Below are 18,127 nucleotides of genomic sequence, written 5' to 3' on the forward strand. Positions count from 1 at the left end.
GGGGAACTGCGCGAGAGTGGGGCACACGCCGCACCGGCCCACCCACCCCGAGCGGGCACCCCGCAAGGAGCCCCCCGCCCCCCCTACCCCTCGCCCCGCTCCAGCTCGTGCCGCAGGTCCTCCAGCTCGCTGCCCCCGGCCATCTGCCGCGTCAGCTCGTCCAGCGTCACGGACCCCTTCGTGTGGCTGTCCTGCATCGCCCCGCGCTTCAGCAGCACGAACCGGTCCCCGACCAGGTACGCGTGGTGCGGGTTGTGCGTGATCAGGACCACGCCGAGCCCCTCGTCGCGGGCGGCGGCGACGTACTTCAGGACGACGCCCGACTGCTTCACGCCGAGCGCCGCGGTCGGCTCGTCCAGCACCAGCACCTTCGCCCCGAAGTGCACGGCGCGCGCGATGGCCACGCACTGCCGCTCGCCGCCCGACAGCGTGCCGATCGGCTGGTCGACGTCGCGCAGGTCGATGCCCATCCGCAGCAGCGAGGCCCGCGTGGTGCGGCGCATCAGCTCGACGTCGAGGCGCTTGAAGGGCCCCGCCCCCTTCGTCGGCTCGGAGCCGAGGAAGAAGTTCCGCCAGACCGGCATGAGCGGTACGACCGCCAGGTCCTGGTAGACCGTGGCGATGCCCCGGTCCAGCGCGTCGCGCGGGTTGACCAGCTTCGTCTCCTCGCCGTCGATGCGGAACGTGCCCGCGTCGTGCTGGTGCAGACCGGCGATGATCTTGATGAGCGTGGACTTGCCCGCGCCGTTGTCGCCCAGGACACAGGTGATCTCGCCCGCGTGGACCTCCAGGGAGACGTCCTGGAGGGCCTTGATGTTGCCGTAGTACTTGCTGACGGCGTCCAGCTCGACGAGCGGGGCGGCGACCGCGTCGGCGGCAGCGGCGGTGCTGGCGGTCTCGGTCATTTCGTCGCCTCCGCGCGCTTGCGCACCCACGCGTTCAACAGGGTCGCCAGGAGCAGCATCGCCCCCAGGAAGAACTTGAACCAGTCCGGGTTCCACTCGGCGTACACGATGCCCTTGCTGGTCATGCCGAAGATGAACGCACCGACCGCCGAGCCGATCGCGGAGCCGTAGCCGCCGGTGATCAGACAGCCGCCGATGACCGCCGCGATGATGTACGTCAGCTCGTTGCCGACGCCCTCGCCCGACTGCACCACGTCGAAGGAGAAGAGCAGGTGCTGGCCCGAGACCCAGGCGGCGAAGGCGACGCCCATGTACAGGCCGATCTTGGTCTTGAGGACCGGGACGCCGACCGCCCGCGCCGCGTCCGCGTTCCCGCCGACCGCGAAGATCCAGTTGCCGAAGCGGGTGCGCAGCAGGATCCAGGTGGCGAGCGCCACCAGGCCGAACCACCACAGGATGGTGACCTTGAGGTCGACGCCGCCGACGGTCCACTGCGAGGCGAAGACCTTCTGCGCGGCGGGAAAGCCCTCCATGTCGGCGATCGACTTGGTGGAGACCGTGCCGCTGACCAGCTTGGTGAAGCCGAGGTTCAGGCCGGTCAGCATCAGGAACGTGCCGAGCGTGATGATGAAGCTGGGGAGTTTCGTACGGGTCAGCATGAAGCCGTTGAAGACCCCGACCAGCAGGGTGACCAGCAGGGACACGAAGATCCCCACCCAGACGTTCGCGGTCATCTGGTAGCTGAACATCGAGGAGATCAGCGCCGACGAGGTCACCAGGACGCCCGCCGACAGGTCGAACTCGCCGCCGATCATCAGCAGCGCGACCGGCGCCGCCATGATGCCGAGCGTGGACGCCGCGTACAGCACCGTGCCCAGGCTGGACGCCTGGAGGAAGCTGTCGGCGGCGATCGCGAAGAAGAGGAAGACCGCCGCGGCGCCGACCACGGAGCCCAGCTCGGGGCGGCCCAGCAGCTTGCGCAGCGGTGAGGTGTGGAGCAGCCGCTCGTCCACCGCGGTGTCGGTCGCTGTCATCGGGTACCCCGCTTCGTGTACTCCTCCAGGGCCGCGGCGTCCTTGCCGGTGATGATCTGCGGTCCGGTGAGGACGGGCAGGCCGCCGCCGAGCACGTCGGCGTTGTACCGGTAGAGCCAGAGCAGGTCGACCGCCTCGTACCCCTGGAGGTACGGCTGCTGGTCGACGGCGAAGCCGAGCGTGCCGGCCTTGAGCGCGCCCGCGACCTTGGCGTTCAGGTCGAAGGTGTCGACCTCCGCCTTGCTGCCCGCGGTCTTCTTCGCCTTGACGGCGGCGTCCGCGAAGGGCGCGCCGAGCGTGACGACGGCGTCGATGGCCTTGTCGGACTGGAGCTTGGCCTCGATGGACGCCTGCACCTCGGGCATGTTGGTGCCGGTGACGTAGAGGTTCTCCAGCGTGCCATCGAAGGTCTTCTTGGTGCCCGCGCAGCGCTGCTCGTGGCCGACGTTGCCCTGCTCGTGCAGGACGCAGACGGCCTTCTTCTTGCCGCGCGCGTTCAGCTCGGTGCCGACGGCCTCGCCCGCGATGGTCTCGTCCTGGCCGATGTGGCTGAGCGCGCCGAACGCCTTGGACTGCTCGGAGCCGGAGTTCACGGTGATCACCGGGATGCCCGCCTTGACGGCCTTGGCGACCGCGGCCTTCATGGCGTCGGGCTTGGCGAGGGTGACGATCAGCCCGTCTACCTTCTTGTCGATGTACGACTCGACGAGCTGGGCCTGCTCCTTGCCCTCGGCGCTGTGCGCGTAGAGGAAGTTGATGTTGTCCTTGACCGCGGCCTGCTTGGCGCCGTTCTGGACGATGTCCCAGAAGGTGTCGCCGTCGCCCGAGTGGGTGACCATGGCGATGGTCCACTTGGGCGTGTTCACCGCGGCCCTGCCCTCGGCCGCTGCCGCCTTCCGCGCGTCCTCGGCGCGCTTGCCCCCCGTGCTGCTGCATCCGACGAGGGACGCTCCGAGCACTGCCGCCAGCACGACGCCGATCGCGCGTACCCCTGTCCGAACCCTTGCCACGACGCCGTGCCCTTCTTGCTGCCTGTTTCGCTGTCTGTTTCGCTGTCCGTCATTTCGGTGCCGCCCAAGTATCGGTCATGGCGGATCTCACGACGGTCATCGGGTACCGCGCGCGGTGTACTTCTCCAGGGCGGGTACGTCTTTCGCGGTGACGATCGCGGGTCCGGTCAGGACCGGTTTGCCGCCTCCCAGGACATTTCCATTGGTTTTGTTGAGCCAGATCTCGTCGACCGCGAGATAGCCCTGGAGATAGGGCTGCTGGTCGACGGCGAAGCCGACTTCTTCCGCCTTCAGCCGCTTGACGACCTCCGCGTTGAGGTCGAAGGTGTCGATCTCCGCCTTGCTGCCCGCGTCCTGCCTGGCCTTGACCGATGCGGCGGCGAAGGGGGCGCCGAGCGTGACGATCGCGTCGACGTCCTCGGCGCTCTGGAGTTTCGCGGTGATGGAGGAGGTCGCGGCGGGCATATTGGTGCCCTCGACGTTGAGGTTCTCGACGGTGCCCCGGAATGTCTTCTTCACTCCGGCGCAGCGCTCTTCGAGCGAGACATTGCCCTGCTCGTGAATGACGCAGACCGCTTTCTTCCTGCCGCGCGTGTTGAGCTCGGTGCCGACGGCCTCGCCCGCTATCGCCTCGTCCTGCCCTATGTGGCCGAGCGCGCCGGTCGAGGTGGAGAACTGCGCGCCCGAGTTGATGGTGACGACGGGGATCCCGGCGGCCACCGCCTTCTTCACCGCGGCCGTGACCGCCTGGGGCTTGGCGAGGGTGACGATCAGCCCGTCGACCTTCTTGTCGACGGCGGCGAGGATCAGCTGGGCCTGCTCCTTGCCCTCCTTGTTCGCGGAGTACAGCAGCTCGGCGTTGTCCTTGGCCGCGGCCTGCTTCGCGCCGCTCTGGACGATGTCCCAGAAGGTGTCGCCCTCGCCGGAGTGCGTCACCATGGCGATCTTCAGGCGCGGGGTGGTGACGCCCCTGCCGTTCGCCGCGCCGTTCGCCCCGCCGCTCGCGGTCCCGTCCTCGGAGTCCTTGCCGCCGGAGTCGCTGCATCCGGCGGCGGTGAGGGCGAGCGCGCAGACGGCGAGCAGGACCGTGGCGGTGCGGGTGGCGGTACGGGTGCGGGTGGTGGCGCGGGTGCGGTGACGCGTACGCATGACTGGTCCGCCTTGTCTCCCCGGCCGCCCGGTTGCGGCTGGGGGAGTTCTAGCGGCGGGCGCACGCACCGTCAACCACTTTGTCCGAACATTCTTACGGCCGTACGGCGGCGTCCTACGGCCGTACGAGGAGCTGGAACTCGAAGGAGTAGCGCGACGCGCGGTAGACGTGGGTGCCGAGCTCCACCGCGCGCCCCTTGTCGTCGAAGGTGGTCCGCTCCATGGTGAGCAGCGGCGCGCCCGCGTCCTCGCCGAGGCGCCCCGCCTCCGCGGGCTCCGCCGCGCGGGCCCCGACCGACTGGCGGGCGCTGTGCAGGGTGATCCCCGCGGCCCGCATGAGGCGGTAGAGGCCGGTGGCCTCCAGCCGCTCGGCGTCGAGTGCGAGCAGCCCGAGCGGGAGGTGGTTGCGCAGGTGGGCGAGCGGTTCGCCGCCCGCGTACCGCAGCCGCTCGACGAGCTGGACGTCCTCGCCCTCCAAGACGCCGAGCGCGGCGGCGACCCCGGTGGTCGCCGGTTCGACGGCGATGCGCAGCACGCGGGTCCCTGGGCGCTGGCCCGCCGCCTCCAGGTCGTCGTAGAGGCTGCTCAGTTCGAGCGGGCGCCTGATCGTGCTGTGCACGACCTGGGTGCCGACGCCCCTGCGGCGCACCAGCAGTCCCTTGTCGACCAGGGACTGGATGGCCTGGCGGACGGTGGGGCGGGAGAGGCCGAGGCGGGCGGCCAGCTCGATCTCGTTGCCGAGCAGGCTGCCGGGCGCGAGGGTGCCCGCCCCGATGGCCTCCTCCAGTTGCCTGGCCAGCTGGTAGTAGAGCGGGACCGGACTGGCGCGGTCCACGCTGAGCCCGAGCTGGGGGGCCGTTCCTTCTCTGGGCACTTTGGGCACGGGGCGAGGGTAGTCCGATTGTCCGGACAAAGCCATGGCCCGTCGAGGCGCGGACACATTTGTCAGGACAAATGCTTGACAGTGTGCGGGGCCGCCGTCACCTTGAGGGCCATGCGCATCGGACTGGTGGGAACGGGACGCATCGGCACCTTCCACACGGCGGTGCTCGCCCGTCATCCCGGCGTGACCTCGCTCGTGGTCGCCGACGCGGACCCGGCGCGAGCGGCGGAGGCGGCGGAGGCGGCGCGGCGGGCGGGGGCGGCGCACCGGACGGGGCCGTCCGTCGAGGCGGCCCGCTCGGTGGACGAGCTGTTCGCCTCGGGCCCCGACGCGGTGGTGATCGCGTCCGCGACCTCCGCGCACGCCGAGCTGATCGGCAGGACGGCGCGGGCCGGGCTGCCCGCGTTCTGCGAGAAGCCCGTCGCGCTGGACCTGGCGGGGACGCGGGCCGCTCTCGCGGCGACCGCCGCCGCCGGGACCGCGCTCCAGCTCGGCTTCATGCGGCGCTTCGACGCCGGGTACACCGCCGCGCGCGACGCGGTGCGCACGGGCCTGCTCGGACGGCTGCACACCGTACGGGCCGTGACCTCCGACCCGGCGCCGCCGCCCGTCGGGTACCTGCCGCTCTCCGGCGGCCTCTACCGGGACTGCCTCGTCCACGACTTCGACGCGCTGCGCTGGGTGACCGGGCGCGAGGTGGTGGAGGTGTACGCGACCGGTTCGGACGCGGGTCCCCCGATGTTCCGCGAGGCCGGGGACGTGTCCACGGCGGCGGCCGTGCTCACGCTGGACGACGGGACGCTCGCGACGGCGACGGCCACCCGCCGCAACGGCGCGGGGTACGACGTGCGCATGGAACTGGCCGGGGAGAAGGACCAGTGGGTGGTCGGGCTCGACGGCCGGACGCCGCTGACCTCGGCCGAGCCCGTCGGCCCTCCCCCGCCGGCCGACCCCTGGCCCGGTTTCCTGGAGCGCTTCGGCCCCGCGTACGAGGCGGAACTGGACGCGTTCGTGGCACTGGCCCGCGACGGGGGCGGCGGCGGGGCGGTCAATCCGTGCGACGGGTACGAGGCGCTGGCCGCGCTGCGGATCGCCGAGGCGTGCGAGCGCTCGCGCCGCGAGCACCGCCCCGTGCGGCTCGACGAGGTGCCGGGGGCGGGCGACGGGGCCGCCCCGTGACCCGCGCCCGCCCCCGGTTCACCACTTCACGGGCAGCGCCTCGGGCCCCCGGATCAGCAGCCCGGTCCGCCAGGTCAGCGCCGCGGGGTGGGCGTCGAGCGCCAGGTCGGGGCAGCGTTCGAGCAGGGCGCGGATCGCGACGCGGGCCTCCAGGCGGGCCAGCGGGGCGCCCAGGCAGAAGTGGATGCCGTGGCCGAAGGCGACGTGGCCGCGGGTGTCGCGGCGGACGTCGAAGCGGTTCGGGTCCGCGTACCGCGCGGGGTCGCGGTTGGCGTCGGCCAGGGCCACCAGCACCAGCTCGCCGCCGCCCGGCACCACCGTGCCGCCGATGTCGACCGGGTCGACGGTGAAGCGGTACGTCGGGGTCTCGACGGGACCGTCGTAACGCAGCATCTCCTCCACCGCGTTGTCGATGAGGCCGTCGAAGTCGGCGCGCAGCGCGGCGAGCTGGTCGGGGTTCGTGAGCAGGGCCAGCACGCCGTTGGAGATCAGGTTGACGGTGGTCTCGTGTCCGGCGATGAGCAGCAGCCAGGCCATGCCGAGCAGTTCGTCGGGCGAGAGGCGGTCGCCCTCCTCGTCGGCGGTGTGGATCAGCGCGCTCATCAGGTCCTCGCCCGGCCGCTCCCGCTTGTCCGCGACGAGCCGGGTGAGGTATGCGCGCATGGCCTGCGCGGCCGCCGCGCGCTCCTCGGGGTTCGTCGCGGAGAGCGCGGCGCCCGACCAGTGCCGGAACTCCTCGCGGTCCAGGCCCGGCACGCCGAGGAGTTCGCAGATGACGCCGATCGGCAGCGGGAAGGAGAGCGCGTCCACCAGGTCGGCCGAGCGCCCCGGCTCCTTGAGCATCGCGTCCAGCAGCGCCCCGGTCATCTCCGTGACGCGCGGGGCGAGCCGGTCGACGCGGCGCGGGGTGAACTCGCGGGTGACGAGCTTGCGCAGCCGGGTGTGCACGGGCGCGTCGGACATCAGCATGGTCGTGCCCGCGGATATCTGCCGGGCCCCGGAGTCGGGCGACGCGCTGCTCCACGCCTTGGAGAAGCGCGGGTCGGCGAGCACGGCGCGCCCCTCCTCGTACCCGACGACGAGCCAGGCGGTCATGCCTTCCGGCATGCGCACGCGGTGCACGGGACCGCGGGAGCGCAAGTCCGCGTAGACGGGGTAGGGGTCACGGACGAAGTCGTGGCCGAGGGCGGTGAGGTCGATGACGCCGTCAGTGCTCAACGAGTGTCCCTCCACGGAGAGTTCAGGGCGGTCATGATCATGACCAGCGTACGTCGCCCCGCCCGCCCCGGCCCAGAGCCGGGCACGGGCTCTTACACCCCCGTGCCCGTCTCCTCGTCGAGGAGGCCCGCGTCGTGCACCAACAGGGCGATCTGGACGCGGTTGTTGAGGTCGAGCTTGGCCAGCACGCGCGAGACGTGGGTCTTGACCGTGGGCAGGCTCATGAACAGCGTCGCCGCGATCTCCGCGTTGGACCGGCCGCGCCCCACCGCGACGGCGACCTCGCGCTCGCGCTCGGCGAGCAGGGCGAGCCGCTGCCGCGCGGTGCGGCGGCGCGGGTCGGCGGACGCCTCGGCGACGTGTGCCATCAGCTGCCGGGTGACCGTGGGCGAGAGCACCGGGTCACCGGCCGCGACGCGGCGCACGGACTCCACGATTTGCGCGGGCGGGGTGTCCTTGAGCACGAAGCCCGCCGCGCCCACCCGCAGCGCCCGCACCACCTGTTCGTCGGCGTGGAAGGTGGTCAGCACGATCACCTCGGGCGCGCCAGGGGCGCGGCGCAGCGCCTCGGTGGCGGTGAGGCCGTCCATCACGGGCATCCGGATGTCCATCAGGACGACGTCGGGGGCGAGTTCCGCGACGCGCGCCGCGACCTCGCTGCCGTCGGCGCACTCGCCGACGATCTCGATGCCGTCGGCGCCGCCGAGCATGAAGGTGAGCCCGGCGCGGACGAGCGGGTCGTCGTCGACGACGAGCAGTCGAATGGTCATGGGGCCCACGGTAGCCAGGCGGTGACCCGGAAGCCGCCGCCGGGGAGTGCCTGGTGGTCGAGGCTGCCGCCGAGCAGCGCGGCGCGCTCGGCGAGGCCGATGAGCCCCTGGCCCGACCCCGGCACCTTCTCGAAGTCGCCGGTCGGGGCCGGGTTGCGCACGTCGACGGTGAGGCCCGTGCCGGGCCCCCCGGTCACGGTGACGGTGACCTGGGCGCCCGGCGCGTGCTTGCGGGCGTTGGTCAGGGACTCCTGGGCGATGCGGTAGGCGTTGCGGCCGGTGGCGACGGGCACGGCGGCCGGGTCGTCGACGCGGTTGTCGAGGACGACCCGCATCCCGGCCTCGCGGCTCTCGGCGACCAGGGCGTCGAGCGTGACGAGGGTGGGCTGCGGGCGTTCGCCCTCGGCGCCGTCGGCGTCGCCGGGCGCGCGCAGCACGCCGATGATCACGCGCAGGTCCTGGAGCGCCTCGTGGGCGCTGTCGCGGATGACTCCGGCGGCGCGGGCGACCTCGGCGGGCGGCGCTTCGGGGCGGAACTCCAGGGCGCCCGCGTGCACGCTGAGCAGGGTGAGCCGGTGGGCGAGCACGTCGTGCATCTCGCGCGCGATGGCCTCGCGCGCGAGCTGCTGGGCGCGCTGGGCCCGCAGTTCGGCCTCGGTCTCGGCGCGCTCGGCCCGCTCGCGCAGTGCGACGACGAGCTGGCGGCGGGCGCGCACCAGCATGCCGCCGCCGATCGCCATCGCCATGATCATGACGCCGACGACGGCCTGGCTCAGGTACGAGGACCCGGGCTCGGGGCGGATCGCGGGCTGGGCCAGGAAGGCGGCGAGCGCGAAGCCGCCGCCGAGGGCGACCGGTCTGAAGGAGCGGTGCACGCCGAGGCCGAAGAGCGCGATGAGCAGTGCGCCGGACGCGGTGGGCACGAGGACGGAGACGGCCGTCAGGGCGACCGGGAGCCCGACCGGCCGACGGCGGCGCAGCCAGAGCGTGCAGCAGGCGGCCATGCCGACCACGAAGTCGATGAAGACGGCGGTCTCGGAGTTGCCCGCGTTCTCGCTGGCCTCGGTGGCGAGGAGGCAGACGAAGACGGCGACGAGGAAGAAGAGGACGTCGACCAGCCAGTCGCGTACGGTCCTGCGCGGCCGGTCGCGGTCGCCGGGCAGGTCCGGCTCGCTCATGGCCGACGGCAGCAGCCAGGGGTACTCCGTACGCTTCATGTCGGCCAATTTACGCAGGTCGAAGGCGTACCAGCGCGATCCGGGGCCCGATCGCCACCAAAGTCGGAGCGGTCCAGACTTTGGTCGGGGCGCCGCAGCCAGAAGGCCGAGGCGACGGCGGGCGGGTGCGCGGCAGGCTGGGGGCATGCGCAAACCACTTGAGTCGCTCGGCTTCCTTCTGATGATCGCGGGCATCGCGGGGCTGGCCCAGGAATGGGTCGGCTGGTTCCGCTTCCTCGACGTGCTCCAGCGCCTGCCCGGCTTCGACGAGCACCCGCTGACCGCGAACGCGGCGCTCGCGGTGGTGGGGTTCGTGGTGATGGCGGGGGCGGAGAGGGTGACGGGGAAGGTGCGGGGCTGAACTCCTCCGCGGGTTCCCGTACGGCCTCAGTCCTCCGCCACCGCGCGGCGGCCCCAGGCCGTGCCCGCGAGGACCAGGGCCGCGCCCACCAGGCCAGCGGCGCCGAGGTGTTCGCCCGCGACGAGGATGCCGACGGCCGCCGCCCACAGCGGTTCCGTGCCGAGCAGCAGGCTGACGCGGGACGGCGAGGTGCGGCGCACCGCCCACATCTGCACGAAGAACGCGAAGAGCGTGCAGAGGACGGCGAGGAAGAGCAGCCCGGCCCATTCGGCGGCGCCGAAGTCGAGGGCCGCCGTCCAGGGCGCGGCGCCGGTGCCGGGCAGCGCGGCGAGGAGCGCGAACACCAGTACCGCCGTGCCGAGTTGGACGGTGGTGAGCGAGAGCGGGTCCGCGCCGTCGACCGCCTTGCCGCGCGCCATGAGCAGGACGTGGGCGGTGCGGGCGAGCGCGGCGAGCAGCATCAGCAGGTCGCCCGCCGAGGGCGTGGTGAAGCCGCCGCCCTGGGTCAGCAGGACCACCCCGGTGACCGAGAGCCCGGCCGCCGCGAGGAACGCGCGCGGCGGCCTGACCCGGGTGACGGCGGCCTCCGCGAGCGGTGTGAAGATCATGGTGAGGCTGATGATGAGCCCGGCGTTGGTCGCGGAGGTGTGGACGACGCCGTACGTCTCCAGCAGGAAGATCCCGCTCAGTACGGCGCCGAGGAGCGCCGCGCCCCGCCACTGGCGCGCGTCGAGCGCGCGCAGGCCGCGCCACCCGGCGACGACGAGCACGGGCACGACGAGCCCGAAGCGCAGCACCAGGACGGCGACGACGGTGTGGGTGGTGGTGACGCCCTTCGCCGCGAGGTAGCTGGCGCCCCAGACCGCGGCGACGAGCAGGACGGGCAGGTCGGTGAGCCAGGTGCGGCGCGGCGCGAGGCCGTCCGCGGGCACGGCGATCGACGACACCGGGGCCTCCGGGGGTGACGGGAACGGCTGGCTGGAGCGTGGAGGCCGCGGCGGCTCGCACGGGAACGATCACCGTATACGGGCGGGGCGTTGGCCGAAAAGGGCCGTCTCGCGGGGTGGGCGGGGCGGGGCGGGTTCGGTGTCCGTTTCCCGCCGGTACGGGCGTGGGGCCGACGGTTTCATTGAACCCGCAACGAGTTCTCACGTTCCCTTCTGAGGAGATGTTCATGAACGGCAAGGTGGCTCTGGTGACCGGTGGCAGCCGCGGGATCGGCGCGGCGACCGCGCTGCGGCTCGCCCGGGACGGGGCCGACGTGGCGATCACCTACGTCAACGGCGAGGAGGCCGCGCGGGAGGTCGTGGGCAAGATCGAGGCGGCCGGGGTGCGCGGGCTCGCACTGCGCGCCGACTCGGCGGACCCGGTGGCGGCAGCGGGGGCGGTGGAGCGGGCGCACGAGGCGTTCGGGCGGCTGGACGTGCTGGTCAACAACGCGGGCGTCGGGCTGCTCGGCCCGATCGAGGGCTTCTCGCTCGACGACGTCGACCGGGTGCTCGCGGTGAACGTGCGGGGCGTGTTCCTCGCCTCGCAGGCGGCGGCGGTGCGGCTGGAGCGGGGCGGGCGGATCATCACGATCGGCACGTGCATGACGCAGCGGGTGCCGGGGCCCGGCGGGACGCTGTACACGATGAGCAAGTCCGCGCTGACCGGCCTGACGAAGGCGCTGGCGCGGGAGCTGGGCGGGCGCGGGATCACCGCGAACGTCGTGCACCCGGGCCCGGTGGACACCGACATGAACCCGGCGGACGGGCCGCACGCGAAGGGCCAGGCCGCGCTGACCGCGCTGGGGCGGTTCGGGGCGGCGGAGGAGGTCGCCTCGGTGGTGGCGTTCCTGGCGGGCGAGTCGGCGGGATACGTGACGGGAGCGGAGTACGCGGTGGACGGGGGCCACGCGGTGTAGCGGGTGGCTCGGGGGTGCGGGGCCTTCCAGGTGCCCCGCACCCCCGAAACGGAACCGGCGCCGGGGAGCCGGTCAGTCGGTCCTTTCCAGCAGGCGGCCGACGGGCTCGGCCAGCTCCCCTTCGTGCGCGATGCGCACGCCCCGCAGCCAGGTCGACCTCACGACGCCGTGCAGGGTCTTGCCCGCGTACGCGGTGACCTGGTTGCGGTGGTGCAGCTCGACCGGGTCGACGGTGAACGTCTCCTCGGGCGCGAGGACCGCGAAGTCCGCGTCCCGGCCCGCCTCGATGGCGCCCTTCCGCCGCAGGCCGACCAGCTCGGCGGGGGCCGTCGACATCCAGCGGACGACGTCCTCGATGCCGTGGCCGCGCCGCCGCGCCTCGGTCCAGATCGCCGGGAGGCCCAGTTGGAGCGAGGAGATGCCGCCCCACGCGGACGCGAAGTCGGGGGTCTTGAGGTCGGTGGTGCACGGCGAGTGGTCGGAGACGACGCAGTCGATCGTGCCGTCCGCGAGCCCCTGCCAGAGCGCGCCCTGGTTGGCGGCCTCGCGGATCGGCGGGCAGCACTTGAACTCCGTCGCCCCGTCGGGGACCTCCTCGGCGGTGAGGGTGAGGAAGTGCGGGCAGGACTCGACCGAGATGCGCACGCCCTCGCGCTTGGCGGCGGCGATCAGCGGGAGCGCGTCGGAGGAGGAGAGGTGCAGGACGTGCACCCGGGCGTTCAGCCGCTTCGCCTGGGCGATCAGGTTCCCGATCGCGGTGTTCTCGGCGTCGCGCGGGCGCGAGGCGAGGAAGTCGGCGTACTTGGGGCCCGGCCGCTGCGGGGCCGACGCGAGGTGGTGCGGGTCCTCGGCGTGCACGATCATCAGGCCGCCGAAGCCCGCGACCTCCGCGAGGGAGGCGGCCAGCTGCTCCTGGTCAAGCTCGGGGAACTCCTCGACGCCCGAGGGCGACAGGAAGCACTTGAAGCCGAAGACCCCGGCGTCGTACAGCGGGCGCAGGTCCTTGACGTTGGCGGGGATCGCGCCGCCCCAGAAGCCGACGTCGACGTGCGCCTTGGGCCGGGCGACGTCCCGCTTGACCGCGAGGTGGTCGACCGTGGTGGTCGGCGGGAGGGAGTTGAGCGGCATGTCCAGGAGCGTGGTGATGCCGCCGGCGGCGGCGGCCCGCGTCGCGGTCCAGAAGCCCTCCCAGGCCGTGCGGCCCGGGTCGTTGACGTGGACGTGGGTGTCGACGAGACCGGGCAGCAGCACGTCGTCCCCGAAGTCCTCCACGCGTACGCCGGGCGCGGCCCCGGCCCCGTGCGGCAGCACGGCCGTGATCTTCCCGCCGGAGACGGCGACCGAGGCGGGCCGGGTCCCCTCGGGGGTGATGACGCGCGTCGAGCGCAGGACCAGTTCGACGTCGGACACCGGGCCCCTCCTTCATTTCCGCAGCAGAGAAATTCAACGAACTGTTGAAGGAGTCTTCACTTCCGGGTTGGCCGCGTCAAGACCCGGCTTCACCTTGGAGATTTCCACAAAGTGAAAGTATCCTTTCGAAAGGCAGAACGTAGCTTTCGCCGTGCGGAGCGCGACCCCACCCGGACAAACGGGTCCTGACCGGCGAGGAAGCCCTGAAGTCCGCAGTGTGCCGATCGGAAGCCGCCCGGTAGGCTGCTGCCTTGCCCGCCCGCCCCGAAAGGACCGTTGACGTGCCGCCGTCCAACGCCAGCACCTCCGACTCCGCCAACTCGAAGCCCGCCGCGTCCAGCGGCGGCGTGCAGTCCCTGGAGCGCGCCTTCGACCTCCTGGAGCGGATGGCCGACGCGGGGGGCGAGGTCGGGCTGAGCGAGCTCTCCGCGAGCAGCGGGCTGCCGCTGCCCACCATCCACCGGCTGATGCGCACGCTGGTCGCCTGCGGCTACGTCCGCCAGCAGCCCAACCGCCGCTACGCGCTCGGCCCCCGGCTCATCCGGCTCGGCGAGTCCGCGTCCCGGCTGCTCGGCACGTGGGCGCGGCCGTACCTCGCCCGGCTCGTCGAGGAGACCGGCGAGACCGCGAACATGGCGCTGCTCGACGGCGACGAGATCGTGTACGTCGCGCAGGTGCCGTCCAAGCACTCCATGCGGATGTTCACCGAGGTCGGGCGGCGGGTGCTGCCGCACTCCACGGGCGTGGGCAAGGCGCTGCTCGCGCACACCCCCGCGGATGAGGTGCGCGCGCTCCTCGCCCGTACGGGGATGCCCGCGGCGACCGAGAAGACCATCACCACGCCCGACGGCTTCCTCGACGCGCTGGAGGTCGTGCGGCGGTCCGGGTACGCGGTGGACGACAACGAGCAGGAGATCGGGGTGCGGTGCCTCGCCGTCCCCGTGCCCAACTCGCCGACGGCGGCGGCGATCTCGATCTCGGGGCCCGCGGGGCGGGTGACGGAGGCGGCGACGGAGCGGATCGTGCCGATCCTCCAGACGGTCGCGAAGGAACTCTCCGAGGCACTCGCGAACCAGACCCCGGCGTAACCGGGCTGCGCCCGGGGAGGACCGGCGCGCCGGGGGACCGTTGCCCGGGGCGCCGTTTCGCCTGCGGCGGGCCACACCCCGCCCCGCCCCTTCCCGGAACTGGGGCGCTGCCCCAGACCCCGCCAAAGATTCGCGCAGTTCCCCGCGCCCCTAAAAGGAGCGGGGTGGGGAACCGCCCCGCGCAGCGGCCCACGCGTCCGCACGTGTCCGTCGCGCCCGGCCCCGCCTACCGACGGATCAAGCGGCGCGACGCCGCCTCCGCGACCGCGGCCGTGCGCGAGTCCACGCCGAGCTTCGCGAAGATGTGCACCAGGTGGGACTTCACCGTCGCCTGGCTCAGGAACAGCCGCTTGCTGATCTCAAGGTTCGACAGCCCCTCCCCCACCAGCCGCAGCACCTCCAGCTCGCGCTTCGTCAGCGCGTCCGCCGGCGTCCGCATCCGGTCCATCAGGCGGTGCGCCACCGCCGGGGCCAGCGCGGACTGGCCGGCCGCCGCCGTGCGCACCGCCGCCGCCAGCTCCTCCGGCGGGGCGTCCTTGAGGAGGTAGCCGCTCGCCCCCGCCTCCACCGCCGCGAGGATGTCCGCGTCGGAGTCGTACGTGGTGAGGACGAGCACCCGGGGCGCACCCGGCACCGCCGTGATCGCGGCGGTCGCCTCCGCGCCGTGCATCGCGGCCCGGCCGAACTGGAGGTCCATGAGGACCACGTCCACGCCCCCGGCCGCCGCGCGGGCCACCGCGCCCTCGGCGGTCGGGGACTCCGCGACCACCTCGAAGTCCGGTTCGGTGTCCAGGACGGCGCGCAGTCCGGCCCGTACCACCGGATGGTCGTCGGCGAGCAGCAGGCGTACGGGAGCCATCAGTTCTCCTCCCCGGGAAGGGGAAGCGTGAGGGCCAGTGCCGTCCCCTGTCCCGGCGCCGACTCCACGCTGAGCGTGCCGCCCAGCTGCCGGGCGCGCGAGCGCATCGCGGGCAGTCCGAAGCCCCCGTCGGCGGTGTCGCCGACCTCCCGTGCCGGGTCGAAGCCCCGGCCGTCGTCGACGACGTCCAGCGACACGGACGTGTCCATGAAGCTCAGTGTGATCTCCGCGCGCCCCGCCCCCGCGTGCCGCACGGTGTTGGCGAGCGCCGACTGGGCGGTGCGCAGCAGCGCGACCTCGTAGGGCGTGGGCAGCTCGACGGGCGTGCCGCTCACCCCGAACTGCACGACGGGCCCGGGGCCTGGCGCGGCCTCGCACAGCCGCTCCAGCGCGCCCGTGAGCGAGCCGCGCTCCAGGTCGGGCGGGGTGAGGGCGCGGACGAAGCGGCGGGCCTCGGCGAGGTTGTCCTGGGCGGCCTCCCGCGCCCGCCGGACGTGTCCCGTGGCGGGCGAGTCGGCGGGCAGGGCGCGCTCCGCCGCGCGCAGCAGCAGCTGGATCGAGGACAGGCCCTGGGCGAGCGTGTCGTGGATCTCGCGGGCGAGCCGCTCGCGTTCGGCGAGCGTGCCCGCGGTCCGCTCGGCGTCGGCCAGCTCGGCGCGCGTGGAGACCAGTTCCTCGATCAGCTCGCGGCGCCGCTCGCTCTCCTTGAACAGCGCGTCGTAGCCGAGCACGACGGCGACCGCGACGGCCGCGCCGAGCAGCGGGCCTATGAAGGTGCCCGGGGTGACGGGCTGCCCGTGCAGCACGAAGCCGCCGATCGCGGCGGCGGCCGTCGCGGCGACCGCGGGCAGGCTCCAGCGCATCGGCAGCAGGTGCAGCTGGAGGAAGTAGAGCGGGAACGCCGTCCACAGCCCGTTCGGGGTGAGGGCGAGCAGCACCAGCCAGGCCGCGCCGAGGAGCGCGAGCCAGCAGGCGGCGGCGCCGCTGCGGGGCCGTACGGCGGGCAGCAGCGCCCCCGCCGCGTACACCGCGCCCGTCGCGCAGGCCGCCGCGAGGACGGCCGCGTCGCCGCCCGACCTGAGCGCCGCGAGGGCGAGCAGGCCGACGAGCAGTGCGTGCAGACAGAGCCTGAGCACGCCCGTGACCGGGGTGGGGGTGTGGGATTCCATGGCTTTCCAGCGTAAACGGGACGCGCGGGGACCGGGTCAATCAAAAGGTTGAGAGGGGTACGCACCGTGGCGCGATGTTTCGCGCGCGGGGCGCCGGGAAGCTGGTGGCATGTTCGTCGCATGGAGAGACCTCAGGTTCGCCAAGGGCCGGTTCGCGCTGATGGGCGCCGTGGTGGTGTTGATCACCCTGCTCGTGGGGCTGCTGTCCGGGCTGACCGCGGGGCTGGCCAGGGAGAACACCTCGGCGATCACCGGGCTGCCCGCCGACAGGCTGGCGTTCGCCGCGCCGCCCGACGGCCAGTCGGTGTCGTTCACGAACTCCTCGGTGAAGGAGAGCCAGTGGCGTGCGTGGGCGGGGCGGCCCGGGGTGAGCGGCGCGGAGCCGCTGGGGATCCGCACGCTGAACGGCGCGGCCGGGGACCGTACGGCGGCGGTGTCGGCGTTCGGCGTGGAGCCCGGCGGGCCGTTGGCGCCGGGTGCGCTGGAGCCGGGGAAGGCGGTGCTCTCGCGGTCGGCGGCCGACGACCTCGGGGTGGGGGCGGGCGGCTCGGTGCGGCTCGGCCCGTCGCTCGACGTGCGCGTCGCGGCGGTCGACGGCGACGCCTCCTACAGCCACACGCCGGTGGTGTGGGTCTCGCTGGACGACTGGCAGCGGCTCGGGCACACCGGGACGGCCCTGGAGGAGCAGGCCACGGTCATCGCGCTGAGCACGGGCGCGGGGGCGGACGTGGCCGCGGGCGACGCGGCGACGGGCACGGTGTCGCGGTCGCTGGACGACGCGCTGGAGGCGATCGGCTCGTACCAGGCGGAGAACGGCTCGCTCCAGCTGATGCGCGGCTTCCTCTTCGTGATCTCCGCGCTGGTGATAGGGGCGTTCTTCACGGTGTGGACGATCCAGCGCAGCGGCGACGTCGCGGTGCTGAAGGCGCTCGGCGCCTCCACCCCGTACCTGCTGAAGGACGCGCTGGGGCAGGCGGTGGTGATGCTCGTCGCGGGCACGCTGCTCGGGACGGCGCTGGCCGTCGGGGCCGGGGCGCTGATCAGCGGGAGCGACGTGCCGTTCGTGCTGGACGCGCCGACCGTGCTGCTGCCCGCGCTCGTACTGATCGTCCTCGGCGCGCTCGGCGCCGCCCTGTCCATCCGGCGGATCACCGCCGTCGACCCGCTGACCGCGCTGGGAAGTGTCCGATGACCGCTCTGCCGTCCCCCCTGTCACTGCGTGGCGTCACGCTGACCTACCCCGACGGGGACGGCCGGCTGACCGCCCTGGACTCCGTCGACCTGGACGTCCCGGCCGGTTCGCTGACGGCCGTCGTCGGCCCTTCGGGCTCAGGCAAGTCCAGTCTGCTCGCGGTCGCCGCGACGCTGGTCCCCCCGGACAGCGGGTCGGTCGTCGTGGCCGGCACGGACACGGGGAGGCTGGACCGGGCGGGCCGCGCCGCGCTGCGCAGGGACCGGATCGGCATCGTCTTCCAGCAGCCCAACCTGCTGCCGTCGCTGACGGCGGTCGAACAGCTCCAGGTGATGGCCGACCTGGCGGGGCGGCGGCCGCGCGAGGCGCGGGCCAGGGCGCTGGAGCTGCTGGACGCGGTCGGGCTCGCGGACCGCGCGGACCGCCGCCCGCACCAGCTGTCGGGCGGGCAGCGGCAGCGGGTCAACATCGCGCGGGCGCTGATGAACGACCCGGCGGTGCTGCTGGTCGACGAACCGACGAGCGCGCTGGACCACGAGCGGGGCGCGGCGGTCCTCGACCTGCTGGTGCGCCTCACGCGGGCGCGGTCGACGGCGACGGTGCTGGTCACGCACGACCTGGCGCACCTGGAGCGGATGGACCGCACGGTGCGGATGGCGGACGGGCGGCTGAGCGCGGACGCGGTGACGGGCGCGGAGGGTTGAGCGGCGGCGGTAGCGGTGTCGTCCCGGGTCGGGCCCGGCCTGGGCACAAGGCTCCGCACCCCGTCCGGCAGGC

The 18,127-nt window shown here is 73.3% G+C and carries 18 protein-coding genes; 6 read left to right on the forward strand and 12 right to left on the reverse strand.

The features are described from left to right. Nucleotides 1-83: 83 nt before the first annotated feature. The 5 genes from ACIBNE_RS35115 to ACIBNE_RS35135 form a co-directional block, all read right to left on the reverse strand. Complete coding sequence (locus tag ACIBNE_RS35115) at nt 84-905, reverse strand: ATP-binding cassette domain-containing protein (RefSeq protein WP_399278989.1); 822 nt, start codon at nt 903-905, stop codon at nt 84-86. After that, nucleotides 902-1,939: an ABC transporter permease gene (locus ACIBNE_RS35120; RefSeq protein WP_399278991.1), complete on the reverse strand. Its 1,038-nt coding sequence runs from the start codon at nt 1,937-1,939 to the stop codon at nt 902-904. The genes ACIBNE_RS35115 and ACIBNE_RS35120 overlap by 4 nt, the downstream gene beginning before the upstream one ends. Beyond that, nucleotides 1,936-2,949, reverse strand: a complete 1,014-nt coding sequence (locus tag ACIBNE_RS35125) for a sugar ABC transporter substrate-binding protein (RefSeq protein WP_399278993.1) — start codon at nt 2,947-2,949, stop codon at nt 1,936-1,938. The genes ACIBNE_RS35120 and ACIBNE_RS35125 overlap by 4 nt, the downstream gene beginning before the upstream one ends. A 96-nt stretch (nt 2,950-3,045) precedes the next feature. Further along, nucleotides 3,046-4,098 carry a substrate-binding domain-containing protein gene (locus ACIBNE_RS35130; protein WP_399278995.1) on the reverse strand — a complete coding sequence of 351 codons (1,053 nt, stop codon included), beginning with the start codon at nt 4,096-4,098 and terminating at the stop codon, nt 3,046-3,048. A gap of 115 nt (nt 4,099-4,213) precedes the next feature. Then, entirely contained in the window at nt 4,214-4,933 is a 720-nt protein-coding gene (locus ACIBNE_RS35135; protein ID WP_399279384.1) for a GntR family transcriptional regulator, read from the reverse strand. Between the two features lie 159 nt (nt 4,934-5,092). Between ACIBNE_RS35135 and ACIBNE_RS35140 the strand changes: the two genes are divergently transcribed. Then, on the forward strand, nt 5,093-6,160 hold the full coding sequence (locus tag ACIBNE_RS35140; protein ID WP_399278998.1) for a Gfo/Idh/MocA family oxidoreductase: 1,068 nt from the start codon (nt 5,093-5,095) through the stop codon (nt 6,158-6,160). A gap of 18 nt (nt 6,161-6,178) precedes the next feature. Here ACIBNE_RS35140 and ACIBNE_RS35145 read toward each other — a convergent pair whose 3' ends face one another. The 3 genes from ACIBNE_RS35145 to ACIBNE_RS35155 form a co-directional block, all read right to left on the reverse strand. Next, nucleotides 6,179-7,378 (reverse strand): cytochrome P450, encoded by a 1,200-nt coding sequence (locus ACIBNE_RS35145; protein ID WP_399279000.1) that lies wholly within the window; start codon nt 7,376-7,378, stop codon nt 6,179-6,181. A gap of 92 nt (nt 7,379-7,470) precedes the next feature. Next, nucleotides 7,471-8,148, reverse strand: a complete 678-nt coding sequence (locus ACIBNE_RS35150; protein ID WP_399279002.1) for a response regulator — start codon at nt 8,146-8,148, stop codon at nt 7,471-7,473. Next, nucleotides 8,145-9,365 carry a sensor histidine kinase gene (locus ACIBNE_RS35155; protein WP_399279004.1) on the reverse strand — a complete coding sequence of 407 codons (1,221 nt, stop codon included), beginning with the start codon at nt 9,363-9,365 and terminating at the stop codon, nt 8,145-8,147. Before ACIBNE_RS35155 ends, ACIBNE_RS35150 begins: the two co-directional genes overlap by 4 nt. A 145-nt stretch (nt 9,366-9,510) precedes the next feature. On the opposite strand from ACIBNE_RS35155, the gene ACIBNE_RS35160 reads away from it, so the two are divergent. Next, a complete protein-coding gene (locus tag ACIBNE_RS35160) occupies nt 9,511-9,726 on the forward strand; it encodes a hypothetical protein (protein WP_399279006.1) in 216 nt (71 codons plus the stop codon). Between the two features lie 26 nt (nt 9,727-9,752). Here the strand turns inward: ACIBNE_RS35160 and ACIBNE_RS35165 are convergent, their stop codons facing one another. After that, entirely contained in the window at nt 9,753-10,673 is a 921-nt protein-coding gene (locus ACIBNE_RS35165; protein WP_399279008.1) for a DMT family transporter, read from the reverse strand. A 227-nt stretch (nt 10,674-10,900) separates the two neighbouring features. Between ACIBNE_RS35165 and ACIBNE_RS35170 the strand changes: the two genes are divergently transcribed. Further along, on the forward strand, nt 10,901-11,632 hold the full coding sequence (locus ACIBNE_RS35170; RefSeq protein WP_399279010.1) for a 3-oxoacyl-ACP reductase family protein: 732 nt from the start codon (nt 10,901-10,903) through the stop codon (nt 11,630-11,632). A 72-nt stretch (nt 11,633-11,704) separates the two neighbouring features. Here the strand turns inward: ACIBNE_RS35170 and allB are convergent, their stop codons facing one another. After that, a complete protein-coding gene (gene allB / locus ACIBNE_RS35175) occupies nt 11,705-13,042 on the reverse strand; it encodes an allantoinase AllB (RefSeq protein WP_399279012.1) in 1,338 nt (445 codons plus the stop codon). 281 nt (nt 13,043-13,323) lie between these two features. Here allB and ACIBNE_RS35180 point away from each other — a divergent pair, with 281 nt between their 5' ends. Continuing rightward, nucleotides 13,324-14,130, forward strand: coding sequence for an IclR family transcriptional regulator (locus ACIBNE_RS35180; RefSeq protein ID WP_399279014.1), 807 nt, complete (start codon nt 13,324-13,326; stop codon nt 14,128-14,130). Between the two features lie 226 nt (nt 14,131-14,356). Here ACIBNE_RS35180 and ACIBNE_RS35185 read toward each other — a convergent pair whose 3' ends face one another. Both ACIBNE_RS35185 and ACIBNE_RS35190 read right to left on the reverse strand, forming a co-directional pair. Further along, complete coding sequence (locus tag ACIBNE_RS35185; RefSeq protein WP_399279386.1) at nt 14,357-14,992, reverse strand: response regulator; 636 nt, start codon at nt 14,990-14,992, stop codon at nt 14,357-14,359. Next, nucleotides 14,989-16,158: a sensor histidine kinase gene (locus ACIBNE_RS35190; protein WP_399279016.1), complete on the reverse strand. Its 1,170-nt coding sequence runs from the start codon at nt 16,156-16,158 to the stop codon at nt 14,989-14,991. The genes ACIBNE_RS35185 and ACIBNE_RS35190 overlap by 4 nt, the downstream gene beginning before the upstream one ends. 109 nt (nt 16,159-16,267) lie before the next feature. Here ACIBNE_RS35190 and ACIBNE_RS35195 point away from each other — a divergent pair, with 109 nt between their 5' ends. Continuing rightward, a complete protein-coding gene (locus ACIBNE_RS35195; protein ID WP_399279018.1) occupies nt 16,268-17,350 on the forward strand; it encodes an ABC transporter permease in 1,083 nt (360 codons plus the stop codon). After that, nucleotides 17,347-18,054 (forward strand): ABC transporter ATP-binding protein, encoded by a 708-nt coding sequence (locus ACIBNE_RS35200; protein ID WP_399279020.1) that lies wholly within the window; start codon nt 17,347-17,349, stop codon nt 18,052-18,054. Before ACIBNE_RS35195 ends, ACIBNE_RS35200 begins: the two co-directional genes overlap by 4 nt. Nucleotides 18,055-18,127 lie beyond the last annotated feature (73 nt).

Source organism: Streptomyces sp. NPDC050504 (genome assembly GCF_044458065.1).
Taxonomy (GTDB): Bacteria; Actinomycetota; Actinomycetes; order Streptomycetales; family Streptomycetaceae; genus Streptomyces.